The 26236-nt window shown below is 35.5% G+C and carries 22 protein-coding genes and 3 tRNA genes; 12 read left to right on the top strand and 13 right to left on the bottom strand.

The window, feature by feature from the left end; translation table 11 throughout:
* Positions 1-141 precede the first annotated feature (141 nt).
* Complete coding sequence (locus tag ORI89_RS04270; RefSeq protein WP_268229204.1) at positions 142-876, bottom strand: HAD hydrolase-like protein; 735 nt, start codon at positions 874-876, stop codon at positions 142-144.
* Complete coding sequence (locus ORI89_RS04275) at positions 869-2116, bottom strand: MFS transporter (RefSeq protein ID WP_268229205.1); 1248 nt, start codon at positions 2114-2116, stop codon at positions 869-871. Before ORI89_RS04275 ends, ORI89_RS04270 begins: the two co-directional genes overlap by 8 nt.
* 274 nt (positions 2117-2390) lie before the next feature.
* On the opposite strand from ORI89_RS04275, the gene ORI89_RS04280 reads away from it, so the two are divergent.
* Complete coding sequence (locus tag ORI89_RS04280; protein ID WP_268229206.1) at positions 2391-2972, top strand: helix-turn-helix domain-containing protein; 582 nt, start codon at positions 2391-2393, stop codon at positions 2970-2972.
* A gap of 79 nt (positions 2973-3051) precedes the next feature.
* Here the strand turns inward: ORI89_RS04280 and ORI89_RS04285 are convergent, their stop codons facing one another.
* From ORI89_RS04285 to ORI89_RS04295, 3 genes are read right to left on the bottom strand one after another with little or no spacing between them, the layout of a single operon-like run.
* Complete coding sequence (locus tag ORI89_RS04285) at positions 3052-4323, bottom strand: hypothetical protein (RefSeq protein ID WP_268229207.1); 1272 nt, start codon at positions 4321-4323, stop codon at positions 3052-3054.
* On the bottom strand, positions 4324-6282 hold the full coding sequence (locus ORI89_RS04290; protein ID WP_268229208.1) for a hypothetical protein: 1959 nt from the start codon (positions 6280-6282) through the stop codon (positions 4324-4326).
* An 8-nt stretch (positions 6283-6290) separates the two neighbouring features.
* A complete protein-coding gene (locus tag ORI89_RS04295) occupies positions 6291-6974 on the bottom strand; it encodes a hypothetical protein (RefSeq protein WP_268229209.1) in 684 nt (227 codons plus the stop codon).
* Positions 6975-7337: 363 nt separating this feature from the next.
* Here ORI89_RS04295 and ORI89_RS04300 point away from each other — a divergent pair, with 363 nt between their 5' ends.
* Positions 7338-7691, top strand: a complete 354-nt coding sequence (locus tag ORI89_RS04300) for a DUF2200 domain-containing protein (protein WP_268229210.1) — start codon at positions 7338-7340, stop codon at positions 7689-7691.
* A gap of 51 nt (positions 7692-7742) precedes the next feature.
* Here ORI89_RS04300 and ORI89_RS04305 read toward each other — a convergent pair.
* The 3 genes from ORI89_RS04305 to ORI89_RS04315 all read right to left on the bottom strand — a co-directional run bounded on the left by ORI89_RS04305 (position 7743) and on the right by ORI89_RS04315 (position 8040).
* Positions 7743-7818: transfer RNA gene (locus ORI89_RS04305), tRNA-Phe, on the bottom strand.
* A 36-nt stretch (positions 7819-7854) separates the two neighbouring features.
* Positions 7855-7930 (bottom strand) — tRNA-Phe (locus ORI89_RS04310).
* Positions 7931-7964: 34 nt separating this feature from the next.
* Positions 7965-8040 (bottom strand) — tRNA-Phe (locus ORI89_RS04315).
* Positions 8041-8225: 185 nt separating this feature from the next.
* Here ORI89_RS04315 and mnmA point away from each other — a divergent pair.
* Positions 8226-9320 (top strand): tRNA 2-thiouridine(34) synthase MnmA, encoded by a 1095-nt coding sequence (mnmA, locus tag ORI89_RS04320; RefSeq protein ID WP_268229211.1) that lies wholly within the window; start codon positions 8226-8228, stop codon positions 9318-9320.
* A gap of 71 nt (positions 9321-9391) precedes the next feature.
* On the opposite strand, the gene gap is transcribed toward mnmA, so the two are convergent.
* From gap to pfkA, 3 genes are all read right to left on the bottom strand, one after another.
* Positions 9392-10387 carry a type I glyceraldehyde-3-phosphate dehydrogenase gene (gap, locus tag ORI89_RS04325; protein WP_268229212.1) on the bottom strand — a complete coding sequence of 332 codons (996 nt, stop codon included), beginning with the start codon at positions 10385-10387 and terminating at the stop codon, positions 9392-9394.
* A gap of 4 nt (positions 10388-10391) precedes the next feature.
* The gene (locus ORI89_RS04330) at positions 10392-11240 is read right to left on the bottom strand and encodes a hypothetical protein (RefSeq protein ID WP_268229213.1); all 849 of its coding nucleotides are present in this window, start codon (positions 11238-11240) and stop codon (positions 10392-10394) included.
* A 64-nt stretch (positions 11241-11304) separates the two neighbouring features.
* Positions 11305-12288 (bottom strand): 6-phosphofructokinase, encoded by a 984-nt coding sequence (pfkA, locus tag ORI89_RS04335; protein ID WP_268229214.1) that lies wholly within the window; start codon positions 12286-12288, stop codon positions 11305-11307.
* A gap of 155 nt (positions 12289-12443) precedes the next feature.
* On the opposite strand from pfkA, the gene ORI89_RS04340 reads away from it, so the two are divergent.
* The 6 genes from ORI89_RS04340 (at position 12444) to ORI89_RS04365 (ending at position 20881) form a co-directional block, all read left to right on the top strand.
* Positions 12444-13121, top strand: a complete 678-nt coding sequence (locus ORI89_RS04340) for an NUDIX hydrolase (protein WP_268229215.1) — start codon at positions 12444-12446, stop codon at positions 13119-13121.
* A 120-nt stretch (positions 13122-13241) separates the two neighbouring features.
* On the top strand, positions 13242-13841 hold the full coding sequence (locus ORI89_RS04345) for a TetR/AcrR family transcriptional regulator (protein ID WP_268229216.1): 600 nt from the start codon (positions 13242-13244) through the stop codon (positions 13839-13841).
* An 88-nt stretch (positions 13842-13929) separates the two neighbouring features.
* Positions 13930-15270, top strand: coding sequence for a TolC family protein (locus ORI89_RS04350; protein ID WP_268229217.1), 1341 nt, complete (start codon positions 13930-13932; stop codon positions 15268-15270).
* 55 nt (positions 15271-15325) lie between these two features.
* Positions 15326-16384, top strand: coding sequence for an efflux RND transporter periplasmic adaptor subunit (locus tag ORI89_RS04355; protein ID WP_268229218.1), 1059 nt, complete (start codon positions 15326-15328; stop codon positions 16382-16384).
* A gap of 19 nt (positions 16385-16403) precedes the next feature.
* Entirely contained in the window at positions 16404-19574 is a 3171-nt protein-coding gene (locus tag ORI89_RS04360; RefSeq protein WP_268229219.1) for an efflux RND transporter permease subunit, read from the top strand.
* Positions 19575-19663: 89 nt separating this feature from the next.
* Entirely contained in the window at positions 19664-20881 is a 1218-nt protein-coding gene (locus ORI89_RS04365; RefSeq protein WP_268229220.1) for a carboxypeptidase-like regulatory domain-containing protein, read from the top strand.
* 91 nt (positions 20882-20972) lie between these two features.
* On the opposite strand, the gene ORI89_RS04370 is transcribed toward ORI89_RS04365, so the two are convergent.
* Positions 20973-22976, bottom strand: a complete 2004-nt coding sequence (locus tag ORI89_RS04370; protein WP_268229221.1) for a M13 family metallopeptidase — start codon at positions 22974-22976, stop codon at positions 20973-20975.
* Positions 22977-23161: 185 nt separating this feature from the next.
* On the opposite strand from ORI89_RS04370, the gene ORI89_RS04375 reads away from it, so the two are divergent.
* From ORI89_RS04375 to ORI89_RS04385, 3 genes are read left to right on the top strand one after another with little or no spacing between them, the layout of a single operon-like run.
* Entirely contained in the window at positions 23162-23794 is a 633-nt protein-coding gene (locus ORI89_RS04375; RefSeq protein ID WP_268229222.1) for a hypothetical protein, read from the top strand.
* The gene (locus ORI89_RS04380) at positions 23778-24149 is read left to right on the top strand and encodes a hypothetical protein (RefSeq protein ID WP_268229223.1); all 372 of its coding nucleotides are present in this window, start codon (positions 23778-23780) and stop codon (positions 24147-24149) included. The genes ORI89_RS04375 and ORI89_RS04380 overlap by 17 nt, the downstream gene beginning before the upstream one ends.
* Before the next feature lie 5 nt (positions 24150-24154).
* Positions 24155-25336, top strand: coding sequence for an oxygenase MpaB family protein (locus tag ORI89_RS04385; protein WP_268229224.1), 1182 nt, complete (start codon positions 24155-24157; stop codon positions 25334-25336).
* A gap of 23 nt (positions 25337-25359) precedes the next feature.
* On the opposite strand, the gene ORI89_RS04390 is transcribed toward ORI89_RS04385, so the two are convergent.
* A complete protein-coding gene (locus tag ORI89_RS04390) occupies positions 25360-25938 on the bottom strand; it encodes a PhnA domain-containing protein (protein WP_268229225.1) in 579 nt (192 codons plus the stop codon).
* Positions 25939-26236 lie beyond the last annotated feature (298 nt).

The raw sequence follows: 26236 nt of genomic DNA on the forward strand, positions 1-26236 counted from the left end.
TTAGCAAGAAACAAAGCAAATATAATAAAATATAGATAAAGGATTGGTTGTTTTTAGGTAAACATTTTTTTGAGGAGGTATAATTAAGGCTAGCTAACCCGTTGGAAAACTCTTTCATCAGCGGGTTAGCTGTTCCTCTTTTTAGTTATTATGCGTCTTAATCAGTTCGATGATATCGATAGGTTTTGTAATAAATTTATCGTGTTTATAGTCTTTTAGTTCATTTTCGGTATGCGTTCCGTAGAGTGAACCCACAGAAAGCAAAACTCTTGCACTCTCTGCTGATTGTAAATCTGAAGGAGTATCGCCAATATTAAAAACTTGTTTGCTATCTGTAATATTGCATTTTGCCATGGCCAATTGAATCATCTCAGGTGCTGGACGTCCATTTTTTACATCGCTACTAGCTATTGAGCAGTTGATAAAATTCTTACCTGTGTTTTCTAAACATAAATAATCACTGTTTAGATCTGTATTCCAGCCCAATTTAGCTAAGATAATGTCTGTTACTTTACGGTAGAATCCTGTTGTTAGTGCAATTTTGATATTTGCTGCTCTACAATATTCAAAGACTTCCAATATCCCATCGTAAGGTTTAGCTCCAACAGTTTCATAATGGGACTCTAAGGTGTGGCAAAAGTAATCATAAGATTCTTGTACCTTGCTTTTATAAGCAGGATGGTTTTCGCCAAGCTCTTCTTTCCAGATCGTTTCAAAAACTAAAATCTTTGACCAACCCATCATACTGTTTATTTTCTCGGATGATACATCTAGGTTGGTTGCTTTTATCGCTTCATAAAAACATTTTTCTACCTCACGATGATCCTGAACAGTTGTTCCTGCCATATCAAAAATGGCCATTTTTATTTTACTCATAATCTTTTAATATATTATTTTTATTATTTACTAGTGAAATTATTAGTGCACATATAGCGCAGATGATAGCGACTAATAAAAAAATATTTGCTGTGTTTTTTGTATAATCTATGACTTTCCCAAATAGCGGCTCACCAAATGCAGCAAAGACATAAGCAAACATATTCATTACACCTATTCCAGTTCCTACTAATTTTACACCAAGAAGATCGGGGCTAAGTGTCCAGAAATTAGCTTGAGGGCCATAAACAAAGAATCCTGCAGCAAACATAAGAATGACTGCTGTTAAACGATTGGCTTCGGGAAGGAAATAGATTAATAAAGCTATTGCACAACTGCATAGCATCCCCCAGCGGATAGACTTTATACGGTTTGATTTGAATATGTAATCTGATATATAGCCAAAAGAGACAGCCCCGATGGCCATGCCTATCGGAATAAAGAGCGTTATCCAAAGATCATCAGTAGAATCCTTATAGTTGGATCCTAAAAAATGTATGGGTACCCAAAAGATTAAACCGTAACGAGCCATGCTTTGAAAACCAATAGCAAAGGAGACAATCAAGAAGCTTTTATTCTTAAAAACTGCTAAATAGGCTTGTTTCCAATTGAGTTTTAAATCTTCTTTTTTTTGGTCTTCCTCAAGGGTATAACTTTTTAATCGAGGATGGCTATACGCTATAAATGCAAATAGTATTAGAGCTCCCAAGAGAAAAAGAATGGGATAACGAAATAACGTGCGCCAGCTTTGGTCATCTTGTATTAAGAAAAGTGCTATTAGAAAGGTCATGACAGAAGAACTCCCGGCTGCCATTGTATAAAAGCCAAAGGCTTTACCACGTTCTTTTCCACTCCACCAATTGGCAATCAGTTTGCTTCCCGAGCCCCAGGCCATCGATTGAAAATATCCATTTAAAGTCCACAATAGGAGTATAGTCTTATAGGTGTCTGCATAACTTATTCCGAGATTGCAAAGAACAGATAATGTTCCGCCAGTTAAAATCATGTGTTTTGGGCTGAAACGATCTGCTAAATTACCATTGATCAATTGGCCGATCGCATAGCCCATAAGCATTGCAAAACTTATCCAGCCAATTTGTTGAAAGCTGATAGAAAGATCTTCAGCCATTCCTTTTGCCGCCCAACCGAAATTGTGACGCCCGGTATAGAAGAACAGATAGGCAAACATGGTAACGAGCAACATTTTCCACTGATCTCTTCTGAAGTTATTAGCCATCATTCTTTAGATTAAAGGAGAAATAAAGTGTTTCGTACATCTAATCTCTGTATTGAACGCGTTACTCACGCTGACAAGTGTTGTATTGTTCATGTTGTATTTATTTTTACAATACTAAAGAAAGTTTACAAATACTATACATTTATAAGGATTAATTTTATGTTATATAATTGTTTAGTGATTGTTAGAAAGTGTAATTTTCAAACTTTTATTTGGGGATTTCTATAGCTCGGTAGAGAGTTAATGTTTTATTTAATTACATTTGTTCACTACAATTATGGAAAGTAAAACGATATTTAAGATAAGTCAGAAATTACGCGAGTGCCGTAAAGAGAAGGGGATAACCCTTCAGGAGGTAGCTGACAAAGCAGGAGTAAGTAAAGGGTTAATTTCGCAAATCGAGAATAACCGTACAATTCCATCATTATTGGTTTTGGTCAATATTATTTCTGCTTTAGATATAGATCTCAATGTATTTTTTGAGGATTTTAAATCAGAAGTTGCTCTAGGTCCGATTTTGGTCAAAAGAAAGAAAGATTATGAGAGTTTTGAGAAAGAGCAAGCGGAAGGCTTTCTATATAATAGAATAATAACCACTTCAGTAGATCAATCTACCATTGATGTGGTTTTGTTAGAGCTGTTGCCTGGCGCATCACGACCGATGGTAGAGACAGAGGCTTTTGAGTATAAATATATTATTAAAGGTAAAGTAGCTTATGAATTTATAGATGAAGTTATCGAGTTGGATGAAGGCGACTCTATTCTATTTAATGGACGATTGGCACATACACCTAAAAATATTGGCGAGGAGAATGCAGTTATGCTGATTGTATACTTTTTTGACCAACAGAATAAATAAGAATAGTTTATTCATTTAAAGAATGCTATTTTCTGTTGTTCTTATGTAAAATGAATGATAGAAAATAGCACATAGTCCCTTAATTGCCTTTAAAATCGATTTTTGCCTTTATTTTTAATTCTTTTTTACTTTTTACGCTTGTTTGGATTTCTATTTTTACTTTTTCTTGCACGAAGTAGGCTATTGCTCCAACGTGCGATATTGTAGGCCATAAAGTGAAGTCTGTATAAAAATAAAAAGGCATTTTGTTCTGTTCAAATTTCAAAGTTTTTAAAGTGCCTTGTTCGGTGCTATGCAATTGAAATTGTCCTTTACTTGTTTTATAAAAATTATAAAATATTTCTTGGGGTATAGTTTGCAAGAACTCTTTTTCACCTTTCAAAGTAAACTCAATAAGAGGCACTTGGGTTGTTTGAACTTCTTCTTTTGCTATGCTGCTAAAATTCTCATCATAATCATAGCTGATAACGGTGTCTTTTTGCACAACAGTTTTTGTTTTGATAACGAAATCTATATAATTCTTATAAGATTGCGCTATTTGTTCTGTATTAATGTTGAGGAATTTTTCAAAAAAAAGAGCGAGGCGAGGCATTTCATCCCAGTATAGACTACTCCAAAAAATTAAGGCATTTGACTTTTCATCTATTCGTCTTATAGAATTCATGTCTGCTAAATTATGTTGGGATTTGTAGATACCTTCTAACGCTAGCTCTTTATTGATTATTTGTCCACCTAAGAAATGTTCTTCTTTGAAATGGTAATAGAATAGGTGTTCTGTTTTTAGGCCTGATGTTAGTTTACTACTTGTAATGTTTTTAACCATTTGCCAACGTTCTTTATTCTTTAAAAGTTGTCGTAATATTTCACTATCTGTTTGTTGACCTATGGCTAGTTCAAAGATAATATGCTCACGATCAAAAACTATCGCTATATTTTTGTCGAATTTGAAAAAATAATGGCTGTCAGCAAGGGTGTCAATTTTTTGGTCAAATTGGTGTAGCGTTGTGATCCAATTTTCCCAATTTCTGATTTTTTGAATAGTATATAGCTTAGAGGTGCTACCTTGTAATGTCGTAAAATATAATTTTGCAGGTATAGCTAATCCAGAACTCCATATCTTATTGAAGAGTTTTTCGGATTTAGTGCTATCCCTCGTTCTCTCTATCGTCTTGGGTAATAGTACACTTAAATTACTCAGAAATATATCATCTAATGATAGGCCTATTAACGATTCGCTATTTTGTAAAATGTACTGTTTGTCGGCTTTATTCTCACGGATGATATATATTGCAATAGCCACTATAAGTATAGTGGCTAATGCAATCATAGTATTTCTTAACAGTTTTCGCATTTAAAACAGAGTTTCTATCATACCATCCTGGCTTGACAGTATTTTATTAAGAATATAGCGAATTGCACTATTTTCTTTTTTTGGCAAGTCAAAACTAATAGCACTTTCTATTCTTCCTTTTTTGATAGCGCCTACTTCTGTCTTTAAAGCTCCAAAATGGCTTAACTCTTCAAAATTTTTCTCAAAACTTTTAACAATCGGAATACCTAGCTTCTTAAACGTTTCTGGTATTTTTTCTGCATGTGCGACAGCAGTAAAGCTATTGCCATTCACCTCTTTTAAAATGCTGTGACCACTTTTTGATTTGAAACTATTATCTCTTATTGCCGTTAACTGTTCTAATTCTGAACCTAGAAATACAATATCGTCTTTAAATAATAAATACATAGCTAAGCCAGCATCTTTGATATTCAATTTATAAATACCATCAATAAATTCGAGCTCATCTTTATGTACACTATAGTCAGCTATTTTTTTATAAATACGTTGATCTTTTGAAGTGAACATAGATAAGAAGCTTGGAATATATTCTTCTTTAGTTTTCGTTACTTCTGTATAATCGTAATTCTCATCATATTCATAGTCTATATATTCTGTTTGTACTTTTTTGACATCATTAACAAAAAAAACAAAGTCTCCATTAGCTAAATTGGCGATTGCTTTCTCATCAAACAATACGTCGGTCGCAATAGCTGCAATAGAGAGGGGCTCTTTGTACTGCGCTATTAAAGGTGCATACCAACGCTCGATAAACTTAGGCAAGCTTTTTAAATAAGCTTCAGTATTCATATTGATGGAAAAGTATCCCAAGTGGTCGTCAGGGACATAGTGAGCGAATTTTCTATTTACCTTACTTTTGAAAACGTCTTTTAACATTTTCTCAATATCACGATCTATACCTAGGGAAGACTCCACGCGCAGTTGGTTAGCTTTTTGTGTCAAGCTTAATGTTAAGTCTGTATAGCCGGTAGTGAATTCATTTGTTTGTAGTCCGAAACGTAAGTTAATAACATCCGCTGGTAGTGATTTTTTATAAAAAGCATCCAGGTCTGTCATCCAAAAATGAACAAGGGTGTTTTTTCTATTGAAGTTTTTTAGTCCCTTATTTTTAGCGTTGTTATGAGCAGGTTCCAGAAATAGAGGGAAATTATCCGTAGACCATTTTTTAAGGAGACTATTTTGTAGGCTATCATTTGTAGTACTTATGGTAGCATAATCTGTTTCCAAATCGCTTAGGTCATAATCATCCCAATCGTAGTCTTCAAGAGCAATAGCAGTAGAATCGGATTCGAGATCAAAATCTTCTAAACTATCTGTTTCCCACTCAAAATTTTCATTTTCCTCTTCCTCATTATATTCCCAGCTATCTTCATCACTAGAATCACTTACTGCAGGAGCTTCTTCAAACAACTCTTCATACATACTAACATAATCATCTTGAACCTCTATCCCATATCTAGCGGCATTGTCCGGATTTTCGAAAAATTTCTTTTCAATTTCACTTGTCATGACGAAAAGCATATTATGATTCCATGCTACATTTGTCTTTTGATCGGGAGAGTGCTTAGATTCATAGCCTTTTAAGCCAACAAAACTTTCATAGTCCTTGAAAAGGACATCTGCTATATTATGATTTTTTTTCAAGGGAATAAGAATCCCCGTATAATTGATGCTATCCGTTTGTGCATAGTATATGTAACTACTTCTATCTAAAGCAATGGGGAGATCCGTTATGCTTTCTGTGTGAATGTTCTTTTCATTAGCTAAGGCTTCAAATAGTCCAAGTTTTACAAAAGCTCTATTTAGCATCTCTAACGAGCTATTTTTAACAATTGCATCATGATTGATAACAGCGACGATTTTAGCTTCTTTAGGCACTCGGTTAATTAAATCCTGTCCGTAAGAACAGTACGCAGCAAAAATAGCCAATGTACTGAATATATACTTTTTGATATGCATATGTAGGGTTAATTTATTAAACTGATATTATTAGTAAGGTTTGCTTTGTTTCTTAACAAGTCGATGGCTTTAACTCTCAACAAGGAAGTTTTTTTATCTTCTGAAACTTTGGCTTGATTGTGTTGCTGTGTTTTAATACTTTTTTCAAAACGGGTAATATTGGTATAGATAGCGTCATTGAAAAGTTGTTGATCATCGTTGGACAACTTACCAAATTCTTTGCCCATATCAGATGTATACGTATAATTACGTTTAAAAACGCCCGCCGAAGGATTAAAGCTATAGCTATTGTAGCTTGTAATTGAAACTTTAGTCTTTTTTGAAAGGGCTTTACTAAACTCATTTAAAGCTTCAATATGTGCAAAATTGCAGGATAATGTAGCGATATAGTTTTTAAAATCTAGGGTATATTTAACATTAGAAATACCTTTTGTATTTTTGAGTGTTGTTGCTAGTTCTTCCATTTCCGCTTTAACTGTAGTCTCTGAGGGTATTTTGAAGCTTCCAAAACTACTTAACTTCATTAATGAAGCTACTTTTGTTTTGCTTTTACTCATGTTGAGCGTAGCGGTTATAGCACCGGAACCATTGTTCTGGAGGTCTATTTTCTCAACAAATTCAAAACAACCCGTCAGCAAGCTAGTTATTGAAATGATAGCTCCGAATAATAGTGTGCGATATTTTTTGTTCATGGGGATTACTCTTATTGGTTATGTTCTAAAGATAATAACCAAAGTCTGTCAATGATTCTTAAACTTAAAAACTATTTCTTTAGTCATCTAAGACATCAATGAATAATGATTTGCCTGTATTTAATGCAAAAGTAAATGAATTATTGAATATTTAATCCTCTTTTAGCGTATTTTGTTTTACTTAATTATACTTATTGTAGCTTCATCTCGACGGAATAGAAGGTGTAATATATTAGAACTTTATATGGGACGGTATGTATGCAGAAAATATGCTGTTTTATCTTTAGGTATTTTGAACTGTATGCATTTTAAGTATTTTTAAGTTAAAATATATTGATACTGATAAAAATTATTTATAGCTGCATGAAAACTAACGAACGCGTTTATCGTATGTCATTTGCAAGTGTTTACCCACATTATATTGCAAAAGTTGAGAAAAAAGGCCGTACCAAAGTCGAATTGGATGAAGTTATTTTTTGGTTAACAGGATATGATAAGCTGACTTTACAAAATAAAATTGATGAAAAAGTTAGCTTTGAAGAGTTCTTTGATCAAGCTCCACGAATAAATCTAAATGCTTCTAAGATTACAGGTGTAATCTGTGGTTATCGGGTGGAAGAAATAACAGAGCCATTGATGCAGAAAATTCGCTTTTTAGATAAGCTGGTCGATGAATTAGCAAAAGGGAAAGCGATGGAGAAAATATTAAGAAAATAAACCGGGCAGGAGGTTAATAAAAAAAGCTAAGAATACATATTCTTAGCTTTCTGGTGGTGCCAGCTGGATTCGAACCAGCGACACAAGGATTTTCAGTCCTTTGCTCTACCAACTGAGCTATGGCACCGCTACGTTTTTTTTTATCTGTTACGTTCAGATTTTCTGGTGGTGCCAGCTGGATTCGAACCAGCGACACAAGGATTTTCAGTCCTTTGCTCTACCAACTGAGCTATGGCACCGCTACGTTTTTTTATCTGTTACGTTCAGATTTTCTGGTGGTGCCAGCTGGATTCGAACCAGCGACACAAGGATTTTCAGTCCTTTGCTCTACCAACTGAGCTATGGCACCTTACTTATGCAATAAACTTCCTTTGTTGCGATGCAAATCTATGTTCTTTTTTTGAATTTTGAAACTTTTAATGCATTTATTTTACGTATATCAATCAAAGTGCTGATTGTGATGGAGATAAAATTACAGGAAATTAACAGTCCAATTAATCATTTTAGGCTATCTTTGCACTTTACAAAAATGTTATGAGTAAGAGAGGAAGAGTTTTAGTTGCTATGAGTGGCGGAGTAGACAGTTCTGTAGCAGCGATTATGTTGCATGAACAGGGGTATGAAGTCATTGGTATCACCATGAAAACATGGGATTATGCTTCTGCCGGTGGTTCTTCCAAAGAAACAGGGTGCTGTAGTTTGGATAGTATTAATGACGCACGTTCTTTAGCTGTTGGTTATGGCTTTCCACACTTTATATTGGATATACGTGATGAATTTGGTGATTTCGTTATCGATAACTTTGTCGATGAATATATTGCCGGTCGTACACCTAATCCTTGTGTTCTTTGTAATACACATATTAAGTGGTCTGCTTTAATGAAGCGGGCAGACAAATTGGATTGTGAGTTTATTGCAACGGGGCATTATGCAAATATTCGCATGCACGATAATGGACGTTATGTTATATCGAAAGGAAGAGATGAGAATAAAGATCAGTCATATGTCCTTTGGGGTGTATCGCAAGAAAATTTAGCGCGTACACAATTCCCTTTGGGAGGGTTTACGAAAAAAGAAATCAGACAAATGGCTTTAGAAATGGGGCAGGAGGAGCTTGCACAAAAGTCGGAAAGCTATGAGATATGTTTTGTTCCTGAAAACGATTATAGGGCTTTTTTAAGACACAAACGCCCTACGTTGGACGAAGAGGTGGGGCCTGGTAACTTTATTCTTTCTGATGGCACAGTAGTGGGCCAGCATATTGGTTATCCTTATTTTACAATTGGTCAGAGAAAAGGATTAGGAATAGCTTTAGGAAAACCAATGTTTGTTATTGAAATCCTGCCGGAAAGTAATTCTGTTGTATTGGGAGAGGAGCATGAGTTGGAAAAATCACAAGCCTTTGTGCGCGATGTTAATTTAATTAAATATGCGTCGCTTCAAGAGCCGATGGAAGCTGTGACGAAGATTCGTTATAAAGATGCTGGTGCAGAATCGTTGATAACCCAATTAGACGGTAATATTATGAAAGTAGATTTCTCGCATCAAGTCAAGGGCATTGCTCCTGGACAGTCAGCTGTATTCTATGAAGGCAGTGATTTGATAGGAGGTGGGTTTTTAATGAAATAACAATAAGCTGTTTTAGCAATAAAAAAGGCTTGACCATGTGTGGCAAGCCTTTTTATATAGCTAATTAATTCTTATAAACTACCTACTTTTTGAGCTAAGTCAACAATTTTGTTGGAGTAACCCCACTCGTTGTCGTACCAAGCGATAACTTTAACAAAGTTGTCATTTAAAGAAATACCAGCTTTCGCATCGAAAATCGAAGTACGCTCATCTCCTAAGAAATCTGTTGATACAACATCGTCTTCTGTATAGCCCAAAATACCTTTCAATTCGCCTTCAGAAGCATCTTTCATTGCTTTTTTAACATCTTCATAAGACGCTCCTTTTTCCAAACGTACTGTTAAATCCACTACGGACACGTCAGCTGTAGGAACACGTAAAGACATACCTGTTAACTTTCCTTTCAACTCTGGCAATACAAGGCCTACGGCTTTAGCAGCTCCTGTTGATGAAGGAATGATGTTTTGGTAAGCACCACGTCCACCTCTCCAATCTTTTGCAGATGGGGAGTCGACAGTTTTTTGAGTAGCTGTCACAGCGTGAACAGTAGTCATCAAGCCCTCTAAGATGCCAAACTTATCATTTAATACTTTAGCAATTGGAGCTAAACAGTTTGTTGTACATGAAGCATTAGATACAATTGTGTACTCGGCCTTAAGCTCTTTATCATTTACACCCATTACAAACGTTGGTGTGTCATCCTTAGCTGGAGCTGACATAACTACTTTCTTAGCGCCAGCTTCAATGTGTTTTTGCGCTAATTCTTGTGTAAGGAAAAAGCCGGTAGACTCAATAATAACTTCAGCACCAACTTCACCCCATTTTAAATTAGCAGGGTCTTTTTCAGCTGTAATACGGATGGTTTTACCATTTACAATTAAATTACCGTCTTTAACATCTACAGTTCCATCAAACTTACCATGTGTAGAGTCATATTTTAACATATAAGCTAAATAATCTGGCTCAACCAAATCATTAATACCTACTACTTCGATATCACTGCGTTTTATAGCAGCTCTGAAAGCTAAGCGGCCAATACGGCCGAATCCGTTAATTCCAATTTTCATTTTATCAGTTTTTGTTAATGTAATATTTTACTAAATTTTGTACAGGCTCACTAAGTATAGTGTCAATCTGTAACCCATACTCTTGGCCGATCTCACGTAGCCATGTCGAGTAGTTATTTGCGACAGAGCCAGTAAAGTTTATTTTGCTATCCGGATATGTTTCCGAAAGGGGGATAAGATACGTTTGCACATATTTATCTAATCCCTTTTTAATATGCTGAGCAACATAACTATGCTCTTTATTCTCATATATAAAATCAGCGAAACTATTGAGGAAGATGTTGGGGTTAGGATTATAATAAACACGATCCAAAATAGCCCGTCTTTCGAGATTGTACTTTTGAATTAGTTTTTCACGAATACCACTCGGCGTATTTTCTGTGAGAAAATCTTTAAGCAATTGCTTCCCCAACCAATTTGTCGAGCCCTCATCTGCTAGAATATAACCTAAGCCATAATTATTGGAGATTATCTTCTTACCATTATAATATGCAGCATTAGAACCGCTACCGAGAATCCCTACTATCCCTTTTTCATCACCAAAAGTTGAAATGGCAGAAGCTAATACATCGTGACTTGCTTTTACTCTTGCATTTTTAAAAAACTGCATAAATACTCCTTCAATCTTCTTCTGTCTCTCCGGTGATGAAGCTCCTGCGCCAAAGAAATAAATACGTTTTATTTTCTCGGCATTATTAATCAAATGAGTGCTTTTATTTAAAAGTTGTAAAATATACCTTTCATCTTGTATGTACGAATTTATGCCTGAAGTACGAAACCCATGAAGGACTCTGTTTCGGTCGGCTATTCGCCAATCGGCATATCTAGAACCACTAAAAACAACTACAATCATTCTTTTCTATTTTATATGATCACTTAAAAGATAGTGCATGTTTAAGTTGATATTATAACTATGGTTAAATAGTCATAATTTTGGCGATTTGCACCAAATCTTCATTTAGTTTTAACTCTTTCTTACTGAGTGCTACTTCAAGAGGCGTGTTCACAATAGTTGAGCCTCTGATGCCAATTGTTGCTCTTGTGTTTCCTTGGAGCAATTCATTAACTGCAGCATACCCCATTCTGGTAGCTAAAACACGGTCTGCACTGCTAGGAGAGCCTCCACGTTGCAGATGCCCTAAGATACTAACTTTTGTGTCAAAATAATCAAATTTTTCTTTCACACGTTTAGCAACATTGCTCACTCCGCCATTTTTATCACCTTCAGCAACAACAACGATCATAGACGATTTTTTACGTTCTAAAGCTGTAGATAGTAAGTCTATTAATTCGTCAATAGCTGTGTCTTTCTCTGGAAGAAGTATAGCTTCAGCTCCTCCTGCGACTCCCGCATTAAGCGCTATTGATCCTGAGTCGCGGCCCATAACTTCAATGAAAAATAGTCGATTATGAGAAGCTGCAGTATCCCTTATTTTATCAATAGCATCTATAACTGTGTTATTTGCCGTGTCATAACCAATTGTTAAATCTGTTCCGCTAAGGTCATTGTCAATAGTACCTGGTATACACATGACAGGAATATCAAATTCTCGTGAAAAAACCTCCGCACCAGTGAAGGTTCCATCTCCACCTATAGCCACTAAAGCATCAATACCCGCTTTCTTGACGTTGGCATAAGCCAATGCTCGGCCCTCAGGTGTCCGAAATGCTGTGCAGCGTGCTGTTTTTAAAATTGTTCCCCCTTTTTGTATAATAGAACTAACAGATCGGCTATCCATCTCAAACATGGTATTATCAATCATTCCCTGATAACCATGGTAAATTCCAACGACTTCTTTATTATTATATAAGGCCGTGCGGACTGCCGCACGTATTGCTGCATTCATGCCGGGAGCGTCTCCCCCAGAAGTAAAAATGCCTATTTTATGTATTTCTTTCACTTGATTACAATTTTTTAGGTTTTACGAATATAGTGTGTATTTATTACACTATTAAATTTTTTTTGCTTTTTTTAGATAAAAATAATATAATTGATGAACTTTGAGCGATTTCTTAATAGGTTGAGAACAGTTATTTAACAAAACAGGATAAAATTTTGCAAACGCACTTTACAATTGACTGTGTCATTTATAGCTTTAATGAAGGGAAGCTGCACATACTTCTTAATGAAAGAAATGAATACCCTTATAAAGACTGGTGGGCATTGCCAGGTTATTTTGTCGATATGCACGAAGAAATGGAAGATGCTGTCAAAAGAATTTTATATGAAAATACAGGATTGAAAAATATTTTCATGGAGCAGTTAGGAGCCTTTGCCAGTGTCAAAAGACACCCACAAGGACGAATTTTAACTGTAGCTTTTTCAACTATAGTAAAGTATGATGAAGTACACGCAAAAGTTAAACCTGTTACAAACTATATGAAGCAAGCGAAATGGTTTGCCGTAGAAGATCTTCCAGAACTAGCTTTCGATCATAAGCAAATAATTCAGGAAAGTCTGAGCAAGTTAAAAAGCACATTGCATTACTCAACTGCTATTTATGAACTGCTACCGGAAAAATTTACTTTAACTCAGTTACAACAAGCTTACGAGGCTATTCTAGGTAAGGTTTTAGATAAAAGGAACTTTAGAAAAAAAATAGCTAATATGGGTTACTTAAAGGAACTAGCAGAGGTTCAAAAAGGAGTATCCTATCGAGCAGCACGCCTTTATAAACTTGATAAACGGAAATTTCTAAGACATATCGGAGCTGAATCTCCTTCAAATATCTGATTGAGTTAACCTTAACTTTATATATTAATAATAGAATATGGAACACTATCTTTTGTGCTACCATTTTATTTCTATATTTTTGAATGTTTTCTGAAGAAAGTCAAATAGTATGGAGAAAAGATGGATGATAGAAAAGAACAAATAATAGAAATAGCATTAAAAAGATTTGCTCATTATGGTTTTAATAAAACTACTATGAGTGAGATAGCGGTCGATCTAGGGATTACTAAAGCAAACCTTTATTATTATTATCCTGATAAAAACTCCTTGGTTAAGGATGTGCTGCTTACGCTCTCAACTAAGGTTGAAAAAGAAGAATTAAAAATTTTAGATAGCTATAACGGCGATTTATTAAACTCTTTAGATCAATTGTTAGAGTTAAACGCTCAGTTCATGCGGGAGTATTATATTTTACATATCAGTGAAAATTTAGAATGGATAAAAGGGCACGGTATTGGTATACTCTTGGAGGAAATGCATGCCAAAGACGTAGATATTGTGAGTGATCTTTTTTCAAAAGCTGTGAAAGCTGGTGAGGTTGATTTTGAAGATGTTAAGCAAGCAGCTTCATCCTATGTTCAAGTTGTAAAAGGTTTAAGTCTAATGAATTGTGTCGGTGATATGATTTCAGGAATGCCAAATGTAAGTAATGTTGAGGCAGTTTTACAAAGTCAAAAATATGCTACCTCCTTTATTTTTAATGGTAAAATTCTTAATTAAATTAACTGTTATCGTAACCAAGTTATAAACAGTTTATAAGACAAAAAAGAAAGGATACTAATTGTAGTATTAGAATAACACATAAAATATGAAAAGTAAATTTTGGAGTGTTTTCGTATTTGGGCTTTTTTTTCAACTTAATGAAAGTCTATCTCAAGAATTAATTACCTTAAAAGATGCGTTAAGGTTTGCGTTAGAGCACAAGGCAGAAGCTCGCAATGCAAAACTAGATGTGGAGAATGCTCAAAATAAAATAGATGAAGTGCGAGCGGGGGCTTTACCTAAAATAGATGTCTCTGCTGGCATAACTTTTAATCCTATTATACAGCAGGTGGCACTTGACGGTGCTTTAATGAATAAACCGGGAGAAACAATGTTGGTTACCATGGGACAGAAGTGGCAATCTACCCCAGTTGTTTCTTTAAATCAACAATTGTTTAACCAGTCGGTGTTCACTGGTTTAAAAGCTGCTAATACTACCAAAGAGTTTTATGCTATAAATTATCAGTTGACAGACGAACAGCTTATAGAAAAAGTTGCAGATGCATATTATAACGTGTATCAAACTCAACTACAGATGGAAACCTTGCAAATAAATTTAAAAAGCACCGAAAAGACTCATAATATTATTAAAGGACTCCATGATGCAGGGTTAGCTAAAAAAATTGACCTAGACCGTATTGCTGTAGCAATCAATAATTTGAAAGCACAAAAGCAACAGTTACAGAATGCTTTAGATTTACAAGAGAATGCGTTGAAATTTGCAATAGGTATGAATATTACACAAGATATTATTCTGCCTGAAGAGACATTTACTATAGACGCTGAAGTTGTAAATCAAGTGTTCAGTTTAGATAATCGTACAGAAATTAAGTTACTAGACAAGCAAATTGAGTTGTTGGAGCTAAATAAAAAGGCTATGCAAGCGCAATACTATCCGAATTTGTCATTAAATGCGACATATGGATATACTGGCTATGGTCAGCAATTTCCAGTATTTAGTAAGCATCCATCCGTAAAATGGGCTAATTTTTCAGGTATTGGCCTGAATTTAACTTTTCCCATATTCAGTGGTTTTGAAATCAGGTCTAAAGTGAGACAAGCAGATATTGAAATAAAAAAAGCACAGGTAGACTTAGTTGATACGAAACTTGCATTAAGCCTTGGTAATGAGAACGCCAAAGCACAAATTAAAAACAGTTTATTGACAATAAAAACCAATCAAGAAAATGTGCATCTTGCTAAAGATGTATTAGATGATACTTCTAATAATTATAAAAATGGGCTTGCTACATTAACTGACCTCCTTGATGCAGAAAAGGCTTATGCAGATGCGCAAAATAACTATACAACCTCCTTATTAAACTTTAAAGTGGCGGAAGTACAGTTGTTTAAAGCTAAGGGAGATCTAAAATCCTTGCTGGATTAAACTTGTAAATAGAAGTAGACATTCTTTACACTCATAAAAGATAGATTATATACATATGAAACGCGGAATAATAACAATACTGATCCTTGCTGCAGCTTTTGCGGGAATTATGTTTGTTTTAAATAAAAACAAAGCTAAAAATGAGGCAGATACTGCAGTTGTAGCCGTACAAAATGAAGCTGTAGCAGTTCGGGTTGATACAGCTAAAGTTAGATCGGTTAACGCACAATATTTGACTAATGGTATTTTTATGCCTAAGCAAGAAGTGAAAATATCATCCGAAACAGCAGGAAAAGTTATTCGCGTTTTAGTAGAGGAAGGGGCCACAGTGCGTGCAGGACAAACTTTAGCTATTGTAGATGGTGACAAACAAAATGTTAATGTATCAAACGCCCAGGCTGTATTTAACAATGCTCAGGCGGAACTTGAACGCTTTGAAAGTGCCTTCAGTACAGGCGGTGTTACTAAGCAGCAGCTCGATCAAGTAAAGCTTCAGTTGGAAAATGCTAAAAACAATTTGAAATCTGCACAATTAACAGCTTCAGATGTAAATATTGTCGCTTCCTTCGCAGGTGTGGTAAATAAAAGAAATATTGAGCCGGGTTCTTATGTTGCGCCAGGGCAAGAGCTTTTTGAAATTGTTAATATTTCTACGTTAAAACTAAGAGTACCTGTAGACGAGAAAAACATAACCCAGGTGCAGTTAGGGCAAACAATTAAAATAGAAACAGCTGTATTGCCCGATACAAGTTTTGTTGGAAGAGTTATTTTTATTGCACCCAAGGCTGATGCAAGTTTAAATTTCCCTGTTGATTTAGAAGTCAGCACAGGTAAAGACAATCTTTTAAAGGCAGGGATGTATGCAACAGCTTCTTTTGGCGATGTTGCAGAAACGGCTGTGTTGGTGATACCTAGAAATGCTTTTGTAGGTAGTATTAGTTCTAATCAGGTTTTCATAGTTGAGAAAGGAAAAGCTGTATTGAAAAATGCAGTAGCTGGTAGAAGTTTTGGCGACTATATTGAAGTTTCTTCAGGTTTAACAGCTGGCGATCAAGTGATTGTTTCTGGACAAATTAATTTATTGGATGGCAATGCCGTTGAAATTATTAAGTAATATTTTTTAATAGGTAACAATGAAAGTAGCTGAAATATCGATTAAGAGGCCCAGTATAATTATTGTGCTATTTATTATGTTAACCTTAGGAGGCATATTCTCTTATACACAAATGGGTTATGAACTTATCCCTAAATTTGAGGTTAACGTAATCACTGTACAAACTATTTATCCGGGAGCTGCTCCTTCCGAAGTAGAGACCTCTGTTACTAAAGTATTAGAAGATGCTGTTGCTTCATTAGAGAATGTTAAAAAAATCGAATCAAAATCAATGGAATCCGTGTCTGTTATATTGATTCAACTTAATACGGGAGCTGATGTTAACTTTTTACTCACAGATGCACAGCGAAAGATAAATGCAGTGCTCGCAGACTTACCCGATGATGTAGAAACCCCTTCATTATCTAAATTTTCTATAGATGATGTGCCCATTATTAATCTATCAGTTACGTCCAATCTTTCAGAAAAGGAACTATACGATTTACTTGATCAGAAAATACAACCTGTTTTTGCACGACTTAATGGGGTAGCAAAAGTAGACATGATTGGGGGAGAGGAAAGAGAAATTCAAGTTAGTGTAAATCCGGATAAATTGGAAGGGTATGGTTTAAGTATTTTAGAGGTGCAGCAGGCAATAGCTTCTTCAAATATGGATTTCCCTACTGGTAACGTTAAAACACGAAATAATCAGACAACTTTACGTTTATCCGGAAAAATAACTTCGATAGAAGAGTTCCGTAAGTTACCTATACGAACACCTAGTGGTACTGTTATTCGTCTACAGGATATAGCCGATGTTCAAGATGGAATTAAAGATGTCGAAAAAATCTCACGTATAGATAGAAGAAATACTATTTTACTACAGGTTTTCAAACAGTCAGATGCGAATGCTGTCGAGGTTTCTAAGCTAGTAAAAGAGATGAATTCGGAGATAGAGCGGGATTATGCTTCGCAAGAAATAAGTATCGTTATTGCGAATGATACAACAGATTATACCTTAAACGCAGCAAACAATGTTATTAAGGATTTGATGATAGCTATTGGCTTGGTTGCATTTATTATGTTATTCTTTTTACATAGCTTACGGGACGCTTTTATAGCAGTTGTTGCTATTCCTTTATCACTTATCGGTACCTTTATTTTTTTAAATGCATTGGGTTATACCTTAAATCTGATGTCACTTTTAGGTTTATCACTTGTTGTCGGAATTCTTGTTGATGATGCTATTGTCGTAATAGAAAACATCCATAGGCACATGGAAATGGGTAAAAGTAAAATTAGGGCATCTTACGATGGTGCTAAAGAAATCGGATTTACTGTCTTAGCCATCACTTTAGTTATTGTGGTCGTATTCTTACCGATTGCTTTATCGTCTGGTTTAGTATCTGATATCTTACGACAATTTTGTGTAACAGTAATGGTTTCAACGCTGTTATCACTATTGGTCTCTTTTACGGTTGTTCCTTGGCTTTACTCACGGATGGGACGAATCGAACAAATCAATAAAAACACTTTATTTGGTAGCATATTATACGGTTTTGAGAAGGGCTTATCCAAACTCACATCGTTCATATCGGGCTTATTGGAATGGGCATTAAAAAGTAGATTGAACAAAGTTTTAACACTATTACTTTCTGTTGGTCTCTTATTTGCTTCGTTTATGTTGGTTGGAAAAGGGTATATCGGTACAGATTTCTTTCCTGAAAATGACAAGGGAGAATTTTATTTACAGTTGGAGATGAATAAAGATGCTTCTTTAGAGCAAACCAACTTTTTGACACAGCAGGCCGAACAGCATTTGATGAAAAGGCCCGAAATACAGCGTATCATTACTACCGTTGGGCAGGCTTCTGATGGAATGATAAATACCTCTGGAACAAAATATAAGTCTGAAATCCATATTATTTTAGAAGACGGACATTATAAGAAAGAATCCACGAAAGTGTACTCCTCGAAACTGAAGCGCGAAATGGAAAGCCTGTTGGTGGGAGCAAAAGTAAAAACAGTTAATATGGGGTTGATGGGAGCGGAACAAGCGCCCTTGTCACTCACTGTGATTGGTTCTTCACAAGAAGATGCATTACAAGTTGCTCGGCGATTTTCAGATATTCTGAGAAAGATACCTGGAGCTTCCGAAGTGAAATTAACATCAGAAGATGGTAACCCTGAGATTAGCGTTAAAGTAGACCGCGATAAAATGACCTCCTTGGGACTTACAGTAGCTAATGTCGGAATGACTATGCAAACGGCTTTTTCTGGTAATACTGATTCTAAATTTAGAGCTGGTGATACCGAGTATGATATCAATATCCGCTACGACGAAATTGGGCGAGGAAATCTTGTTGATGTACAAAACCTTAAGTTTATTAATCAAAACGGACAGGCCGTTAAGCTTGAGCAATTTGCTGATGTATCCTATACTTCTGGTCCAACACTGCTAGAACGTCGGGATAAATCACCAGCTGTTTCTATTCAAGCCCAGGTAGTTGGTCGCCCTGTAGGAACGGTTGCCGCTGAATGGCAAGCTGAGTTTTCAAAAGAAGAATTGCCAGCAGGTGTCTCTCATAAATGGGTAGGTAATATGGAAAATCAAGAAGAAGGCTTTGGTACTTTAGGTGTAGCTCTATTAGCTTCTATTATCTTAGTTTATTTGGTAATGGTTGCATTGTACGATAATTTTGTCACTCCTTTTGTCGTTCTGTTTTCCATTCCTTTATCTTTTATCGGAGCTTTACTTGCTTTAGCATTAGCTAACCAGACATTGAATATTTTTACAATTTTGGGTATAATTATGCTTATCGGTCTGGTAGCAAAAAATGCTATTATGTTGGTCGATTTTGCAAACCATCGAAAAGATGCAGGCGCAAGTACATACGATGCATTAATATCTGCAAACCATGCGCGTTTTAGACCTATTTTAATGACCACTATTGCTATGGCAATAGGTATGGTACCTATCGCTTTTGCAACAGGAGACGGTGCAGATATGAACCGAGGATTAGCTCTTGTTATTATGGGCGGTCTATTGTCTTCATTATTTTTAACTCTTGTCGTTGTGCCTGTCGTTTATGCCATATTCGACAGCTTAGGCAGACGTTTTGGTCGAGGCGAAAAACCTGATTATGCTACTTTAATGGTGGCTGATTACGAAGAAAACAAGGATTATGTTGATGAAATGGATGTGAAGTAAATAGTTTATAATTGAAATACCCATTTTTTATTTTTTAATATATTCATTTACTTGTTTGAAATCAGCGTAGATTTACGTAATTTTCGTAAATGAAGATTCTTTCTTACAAATTATACGTAGTCGTTGTTTTCTTTTTCATGTTCGGAATAGCTGTTTTCGGTCAGACTCCGATTCGGGGACAAGTGCTGCATGCTATACATAAGACTCCACTTCCTTATGCTACTGTCTATATTAATAATACGACACAAAAATCACAAGCAGATAGCGCAGGTTATTTTACTGTATATGCAGCAAACGATAGTCATATCGAGTTAGTTGTTTCAAATATAGGCTACGATGTTTTGACTAAACCACTGTTTGTAAATAAAGAAAGCTATCATATATTATACCTTAGTGAAAGAATTCAAGAAATTGAAGAGATTGTTGTTACAGCCTATGATCAGAATGGTTGGGCAAAGTGGGGCCGTTATTTTCACGAGAACTTTATTGGACTCAGTAAAAATGCGTTTAGAACCAAAATTAAGAATACGGAGGTTTTGAGGTTTCGTTATAATGAAAAAGATAAGATTCTTAATGTAAGTGCTATTGAACCTCTACATATAGAAAACGAAGCGTTAGGTTACAAAATCACTTACGATTTGGTCAGTTTTACCGCCTACTTTAATCAAAATATGGTACAGTTTGAGGGTAGTTCATTTTTCGAAGAGACAAAAAACAATAGATCAGTGATTGAAAATAGACGTACCGCCTATCAAAACTCTCTTAATCGTTTCGTGAGAAGTATCTATCAGAAGTCTTGGTTAAAAGATGGTTATGTTGTACGCAAATTACAGAAGTTTCCAAATTTAGAAAAGAGGAGGGCAGATAGCCTATTAAAAACTATTGGTATGTCTGTAACACAAAAGTATAATTCTAGCTGGCAGTCTTATTATGATAGTCAACAAGAATATAGTAAAGAAGATGTGCAAGAATTGAGAAAGCGTTCTCGAGAGGATGAGTACTTTAGTGTACTTAGTAAATTTATGCGGGAGGAGGATATTTTAATGGAAACAGAAAACGGACATAAAGCTATAAGATATACAGACTATATTCATGTACTTAATGAAGGGATAATTGGTAAAGAAAATTATGTTGCACAGTCGGGAGGAAATACTCCCCACACCGAATTGATTATAGTCGATGTAGATAAAATAATGATTGACGAGTACGGGAACTATGCTCCTGGTATGCAGTGGATGATGAGTGGTTTTTGGGGGTGGTACAATAAGGTGTCTAATTTGTTGCCCAATGATTACGAAGAGTTTTGATATTTAGTTTTGTATTAAAATTTCCTAATATTTTATGATAAAAAAAGGGGACATTATATCCCCTTTTTTTATCATAAAATATTAAAAAAAACTACCAAATTTTAATACGATCTTCTTTAGCTTTATATAACTTATCTCCCGGTTTTGTATCGAAAGCATCGTGAAAAGCATCAATGTTCACGATAGGAGCAAAGGCACGGTATTGAGCTGGTGAGTGCGGATCTGTTTTGACCTGGTTAATCACAAACTCATCTGTGGTTTTAGTACGCCATATTGTTGCCCAAGATAAAAAGAAGCGTTGAGAAGGAGTAAAACCATCAATTAGCCCTGGATTTCCTTTATCTTTTAAGTACATTTTTAAAGCGTCGTATGCTACCGAAGCGCCACCTAAATCGCCAATATTTTCACCCAGGGTAAAACGTCCATTTACAAAAACTCCAGGTACAGGCTCATAAGATTCAAACTGCGCAACAAGTGCATCTGTAGCCGCTTCAAATTTCTCTTTATCCTCGTCTGTCCACCAGTTGTTCAAATTTCCGTTACCATCATATTGCGAACCAGAATCATCAAATCCATGCGAAAGCTCATGTCCTATAACAGCACCAATACCACCAAAGTTAACAGCGGCATCTGCTTTATAATCATAGAAGGGAGCTTGTAAGATAGCTGCAGGGAAAACAATCTCGTTAAACAAAGGGCTATAGTAGGCGTTCACTGTTTGCGGCGTCATGCCCCATTCTGACTTGTCAACAGGTTTACCTTGTTTAGCTAAGTTTTGATTAAAAGACCAACGGCTTATCTTTTGGATATTCTCAAATAATGAATTTCCGACTTCTAAAGTAGAATAATCTTTCCATTTGTCGGTGTAACCTATTTTTACTTTAAACTTTGAAAGCTTGTCTAGAGCTTTAACTTTAGTAGCGCTGGACATCCAATCTAGATCATTGATATGCATATCAAAAGATTTGATAAGGTATTGTACCATCTCTTCACAAGCTTGCTTAGCTTCAGGCGGAAAATTATCTTTAACGTACAGTTTACCTAATAATTCGCCAACTGTACCATTTACAAACTCTAAACCTCGTTTTTCTAGATCCCGCTGTTCTTGCTGTCCACGAAGTTTTCGTCCATAGAAATCAAAAGATAACTCATCCAAGTCTTTCGTTAGATACCCTGTTGCATCGTTCATAATATTGAACTTTAGGTATTCTTTTATTTGAGATAAGTTATCTGTATTAATAATTTTATCTAAATTTTCGTAGTACTTTAATTCACTAATGATAACTGTATCGGCTGTAAAGCCTAAGTCTTTAATATACTTCGCTACATCAATGTTTTTAACGATTTTACCTAGATCACTTACAGCTACGGGGTTATATCTTTTCTGTGCATCTCTGGATTCCTCGATTGTTTTTAGGTATGAAGCGATTTCTTTTTCGAAAGCTACAATTTTAGGACCTTTCAAATCACGGGTCATTTGCCCTGTTCTTGTGTACAAAGCCGACACAAAGTCCGAGTATAGTGCTAAAGTCTCTGTGTTCTTATCATCCACTTTTTGATAGTATGAACGGCCTAAACCTAGACCACCACCGCCTAGATAAACAGCATTTACATCGCTGTTCTTCATATGAGCGTAAACGTAGCCTCCAAAAAAAGGGTTTCCACCTTCTGGGCCAACTTCTAGTAAATAACTATAAAGGTCATTTAAGTTATTAATTGCATCTATTTTATCTAGATATGGTTTTACCGGGGCTAAACCGATTTGATCACGGCTATCAAAGTCTATATACGACTTGTACAGGTCAGCAATTTTTTGCCCATCACTACCTTTTTCGAAATTTTGATTTAGTGACTCTTTTAAAATTTTCAAAACAGCGACGTCTGTATGTTCACGAAGTTCATCAAAAGAGCCCCAGCGTGCTTTATCAGACGGAATCTCTACTGTTTTCATCCAATTTCCATTGACATAGTTGTAAAAATCATCCTGAGGACGTACATTCGTGTCCATATAGGAAAGATTTATCGCCTGCTGCTGTGCATGTAGAGCGCTTCCAGAGGCAGTAAGTAACACTGCCATAGCAAGAATCTTTTTCATATGTGAATAATTTGTTGTTTAGTGCTTATGTGGAATACTCATTGTGTTTGTAGTTTATTAAACATGAGAATTTCATATGCGTTAAATTTGTTTTATAGTGTTTACTAGACAAACTTAATAAAAGTAGACCGTTAATATGTAAGTAAACAAGTTAAATAACCGAATAAATTGCTTAATTTGTTAATATGAATTGGAATATAGACGGCACAGAGATTGAAATACAGGTTTCGGCTGTGGATGAACCCCTTGTCAAATATTGGACTGAAGGAAAGAAAATCGTCTGTTTACCAAGTAGGCTAACAAAAGAGGAAGCCGTATGGACATTAAAGAACATATTATTAGCGAAGGGGCAACAGCAGGCTCAGCTCAGTAGTAATGAGTATTGGGATCTTTTTGATAGAAGGTGGTTGGTTGAAATTAGCAAAACAATAGCTGTTCCTTGTATAAGCAATGGCAAGATCAAATGTTCTAGTTATTCTGGCGTAATTTCGAGTAGACAAAAAGATCATATTATACAAGCATTACTTAAACAGTTTATTGAAGATCAAATAGCGCACTGGGAAGAATACTTCTCCTGTTTACTTCCTCCAATAAAGCTTAGGATGTTACATCGAAATGCTTTTATATATAGTAATAACAGTTTTATTTTTGATAAAAAATTACATATATACTCCAAAGATATTTTAGGGTACATAGTTTTTTCGGCTATTAGTAAACTGATAGCATTCGAAGATAAAGATGAAATGGATCTATTAAAAAAACATTTTCCACAGGCCAAACAATATCAAAAAATTTTAGATTATGACTACGCAAGCTAAAATAAATATTTCTATTATCGTTCCTCGTATAATATTTAATGGAATTTCCTCCAATCCGGATGTTTTATTGTCTCTTCTAGGAGATCTGGAGTTACATCGGTTAAAAGAGTTTTTATTTGATAATTTAGCTGATAAAGATGGTAGTCCCGAAATATCAGCAATGAAGGTTCATTTTTTCACTTATGATGAGCAAACAAAAACTGGTGGGTTCCGTTTAAAGTTTAATATCGATCGTGTTTTTTGTTGTTCGGATTTTGGAAACTGTTCGGAAGATTATATTGATTTTAAATTCGAATATTTACAAGAAACAGTAAGGGCAGAAGCCAGCTATTTTAATTGGGTATTAGATAATTAAAAGCATTGGATATACCATATAGATATACAGAAAATACATCCTCTTTTGCATATTATTGGCAGCATGGAACTGGCGTGAATTTATTAGATCGCCTAGCTAAAAAACCAGATTTAGTGAAATCAAAAGAGTTTATTCCTCTTTTTTATGAATGGGATCGAATAGGTGATCAATTGATATTGGATGTGTTTTTAAAAGATGGCTTCAGAAAGGCAGATGAAGCCTTGAAGAGTTTTATAGCTAATCCAACCTCTTATAACGTTAGGCACAAATTTTTTTCTACTTTTTTTGATACACTCGATTTAAAACCTGACTGGTTAGATTGGGAACGTCTAGCAATTGGCCAAGAATTCTGTCAACGTCCCGGATTGACGTCCATGATTGTTTTGCGGGATTATTGTTTAATGGGAGGGTATGAATCAGCAGCTATTAATAAACCTTTGATTTATACAGGAGCCCTCAGTAAAGGTGCGGTTAAGCGCTTGGTAGATACGGTGGAATTTTGGGTGCAAGTTACTAAACCAGGAAATTTATCATGGGGTAAAGCTGGTTTTGTCGAGTTGATAAGAACGAGGCTTATCCATTCCTATGCAAGGGTTAATATACTGGATAAGACAGACTGGGATAGTAAAAGGTGGGGACTCCCTATCAATATCTGGGATATGTTAGCTACCAATTTGGGGTTTTCACTTGTTTTTCTAGTAGGTTTACGTCTCATGGGCATTCGTCCCAGTAAGCAAGAAATTGACGGGCTTTTTCATTTTTGGAAATATATTGGTTACATCTTGGGAATTCCGGTACATCTTTTACCCAATAGCGAAGAAGAAGCTATAGAAGCACTTTATTATTGGACGATGACACAACGAGCTGGTGATGACGACAGCAAAAAGCTTGCAAAAGCCTTACAGGAGCAACCTGTTTTAGCGAAGTATCCCAAATCAGGCTTAATGCGTCAGATGATGCGAGAAATTCATCTTTTTTACAATCATTATCTTTTAGGTGGATATTCTTGTGAACTGCTAGGCTTGGAAAAAACGACGATCGGTCGTTTTGCTATTACACATATTTGGAAAACAAAACGCCAAGAAAATCAAATACATAATGACGATGACCGAATTCGAGCTATTCAGAAAGGTGCTGCCGAACAGGAGCATGTACGCCATATCTATGAAACATACAACACTCGGTAAGTGTTGTATGCCTATAAGTTTAATTAGCCTTTTCTCAAAAATTTTGTTAAAATAACAATCATTTGACCTTCAACGCGACCTTCTATTTGCTCTACATTGTTAGGATCTAAACGAATATTTTTAACCACTGTTCCTAGTTTAGCAGATAGCGTCGACCCCTTCACATCTAATGTACGAATTAGCACCACCGTATCTCCTTCATATAAGCGAGTACCATTACTATCTACATGAAATTCGACAGTTCCATCTTGCTCGTGATCTCCTGTTTTCTTAGCCCATTCTAAGTTGTCTTCATCTAAGTATAAGATTTCTAGATTATCAGCAGCCCAGGCTTCGCCACGTAGGCGACTAAGCATTCGCCAAGCCACTACTTGCACAGCTGCATATTCAGACCACATAGTTTCGGAAAGAATTTTCCAGTGATCTGGGTTTAATTGTTCGTTTTTCTCAATTTGATCAAAACAAGTGTTACACACGAGAATTACGTTGTCAATGGTCAGTTGCTCTACTGGGGGAACCTCATATACTTTTAACTGCTCCGTTGCATTACATAATTCACATTTGTTTCCACTTCTTTCTTGGAGTTGTAATTCTATTGACATAAGTAACTGATTTAACTGCGAAAATACGTTTTTTTTCTGAGAATATTAATTATCGGCAATCGTATCAGCTTTTACATGTTCTGAAATAAAAGGACCGAAACGAAGAACACTTTTATAACCTTCTGTTTAGGCGCAATACATAGTAATACGACTGCTCTATCCTAATGGTTTGACTTTATAATATCGCATACTGAAAATAAATGTTTTTTCGTATAGTTTTTTTTCTACAAATACATTATTGATCGTAGAGGAGTTTTTTTAGATTTATTATTATGACTATAATTCAGTAATTTTGAAC

The organism is Sphingobacterium sp. UT-1RO-CII-1 (assembly GCF_026711005.1).
In the GTDB taxonomy this organism is placed as follows: domain Bacteria; phylum Bacteroidota; class Bacteroidia; order Sphingobacteriales; family Sphingobacteriaceae; genus Sphingobacterium.

What these genes read in the sequence shown, in the direction of transcription:
- ORI89_RS04270 (WP_268229204.1), bottom strand. Translation starts at nt 876, where the DNA reads ATGAGTAAAATAAAAATGGCCATTTTTGATATGGCAGGAACAACTGTT.
- ORI89_RS04275 (WP_268229205.1), bottom strand. Translation starts at nt 2,116, where the DNA reads ATGATGGCTAATAACTTCAGAAGAGATCAGTGGAAAATGTTGCTCGTT.
- ORI89_RS04280 (WP_268229206.1), top strand. Translation starts at nt 2,391, where the DNA reads ATGGAAAGTAAAACGATATTTAAGATAAGTCAGAAATTACGCGAGTGC.
- ORI89_RS04285 (WP_268229207.1), bottom strand. Translation starts at nt 4,323, where the DNA reads ATGCGAAAACTGTTAAGAAATACTATGATTGCATTAGCCACTATACTT.
- ORI89_RS04290 (WP_268229208.1), bottom strand. Translation starts at nt 6,282, where the DNA reads ATGCATATCAAAAAGTATATATTCAGTACATTGGCTATTTTTGCTGCG.
- ORI89_RS04295 (WP_268229209.1), bottom strand. Translation starts at nt 6,974, where the DNA reads ATGAACAAAAAATATCGCACACTATTATTCGGAGCTATCATTTCAATA.
- ORI89_RS04300 (WP_268229210.1), top strand. Translation starts at nt 7,338, where the DNA reads ATGAAAACTAACGAACGCGTTTATCGTATGTCATTTGCAAGTGTTTAC.
- mnmA (WP_268229211.1), top strand. Translation starts at nt 8,226, where the DNA reads ATGAGTAAGAGAGGAAGAGTTTTAGTTGCTATGAGTGGCGGAGTAGAC.
- gap (WP_268229212.1), bottom strand. Translation starts at nt 10,387, where the DNA reads ATGAAAATTGGAATTAACGGATTCGGCCGTATTGGCCGCTTAGCTTTC.
- ORI89_RS04330 (WP_268229213.1), bottom strand. Translation starts at nt 11,240, where the DNA reads ATGATTGTAGTTGTTTTTAGTGGTTCTAGATATGCCGATTGGCGAATA.
- ORI89_RS04345 (WP_268229216.1), top strand. Translation starts at nt 13,242, where the DNA reads ATGGATGATAGAAAAGAACAAATAATAGAAATAGCATTAAAAAGATTT.
- ORI89_RS04350 (WP_268229217.1), top strand. Translation starts at nt 13,930, where the DNA reads ATGAAAAGTAAATTTTGGAGTGTTTTCGTATTTGGGCTTTTTTTTCAA.
- ORI89_RS04355 (WP_268229218.1), top strand. Translation starts at nt 15,326, where the DNA reads ATGAAACGCGGAATAATAACAATACTGATCCTTGCTGCAGCTTTTGCG.
- ORI89_RS04360 (WP_268229219.1), top strand. Translation starts at nt 16,404, where the DNA reads ATGAAAGTAGCTGAAATATCGATTAAGAGGCCCAGTATAATTATTGTG.
- ORI89_RS04365 (WP_268229220.1), top strand. Translation starts at nt 19,664, where the DNA reads ATGAAGATTCTTTCTTACAAATTATACGTAGTCGTTGTTTTCTTTTTC.
- ORI89_RS04370 (WP_268229221.1), bottom strand. Translation starts at nt 22,976, where the DNA reads ATGAAAAAGATTCTTGCTATGGCAGTGTTACTTACTGCCTCTGGAAGC.
- ORI89_RS04375 (WP_268229222.1), top strand. Translation starts at nt 23,162, where the DNA reads ATGAATTGGAATATAGACGGCACAGAGATTGAAATACAGGTTTCGGCT.
- ORI89_RS04380 (WP_268229223.1), top strand. Translation starts at nt 23,778, where the DNA reads ATGACTACGCAAGCTAAAATAAATATTTCTATTATCGTTCCTCGTATA.
- ORI89_RS04390 (WP_268229225.1), bottom strand. Translation starts at nt 25,938, where the DNA reads ATGTCAATAGAATTACAACTCCAAGAAAGAAGTGGAAACAAATGTGAA.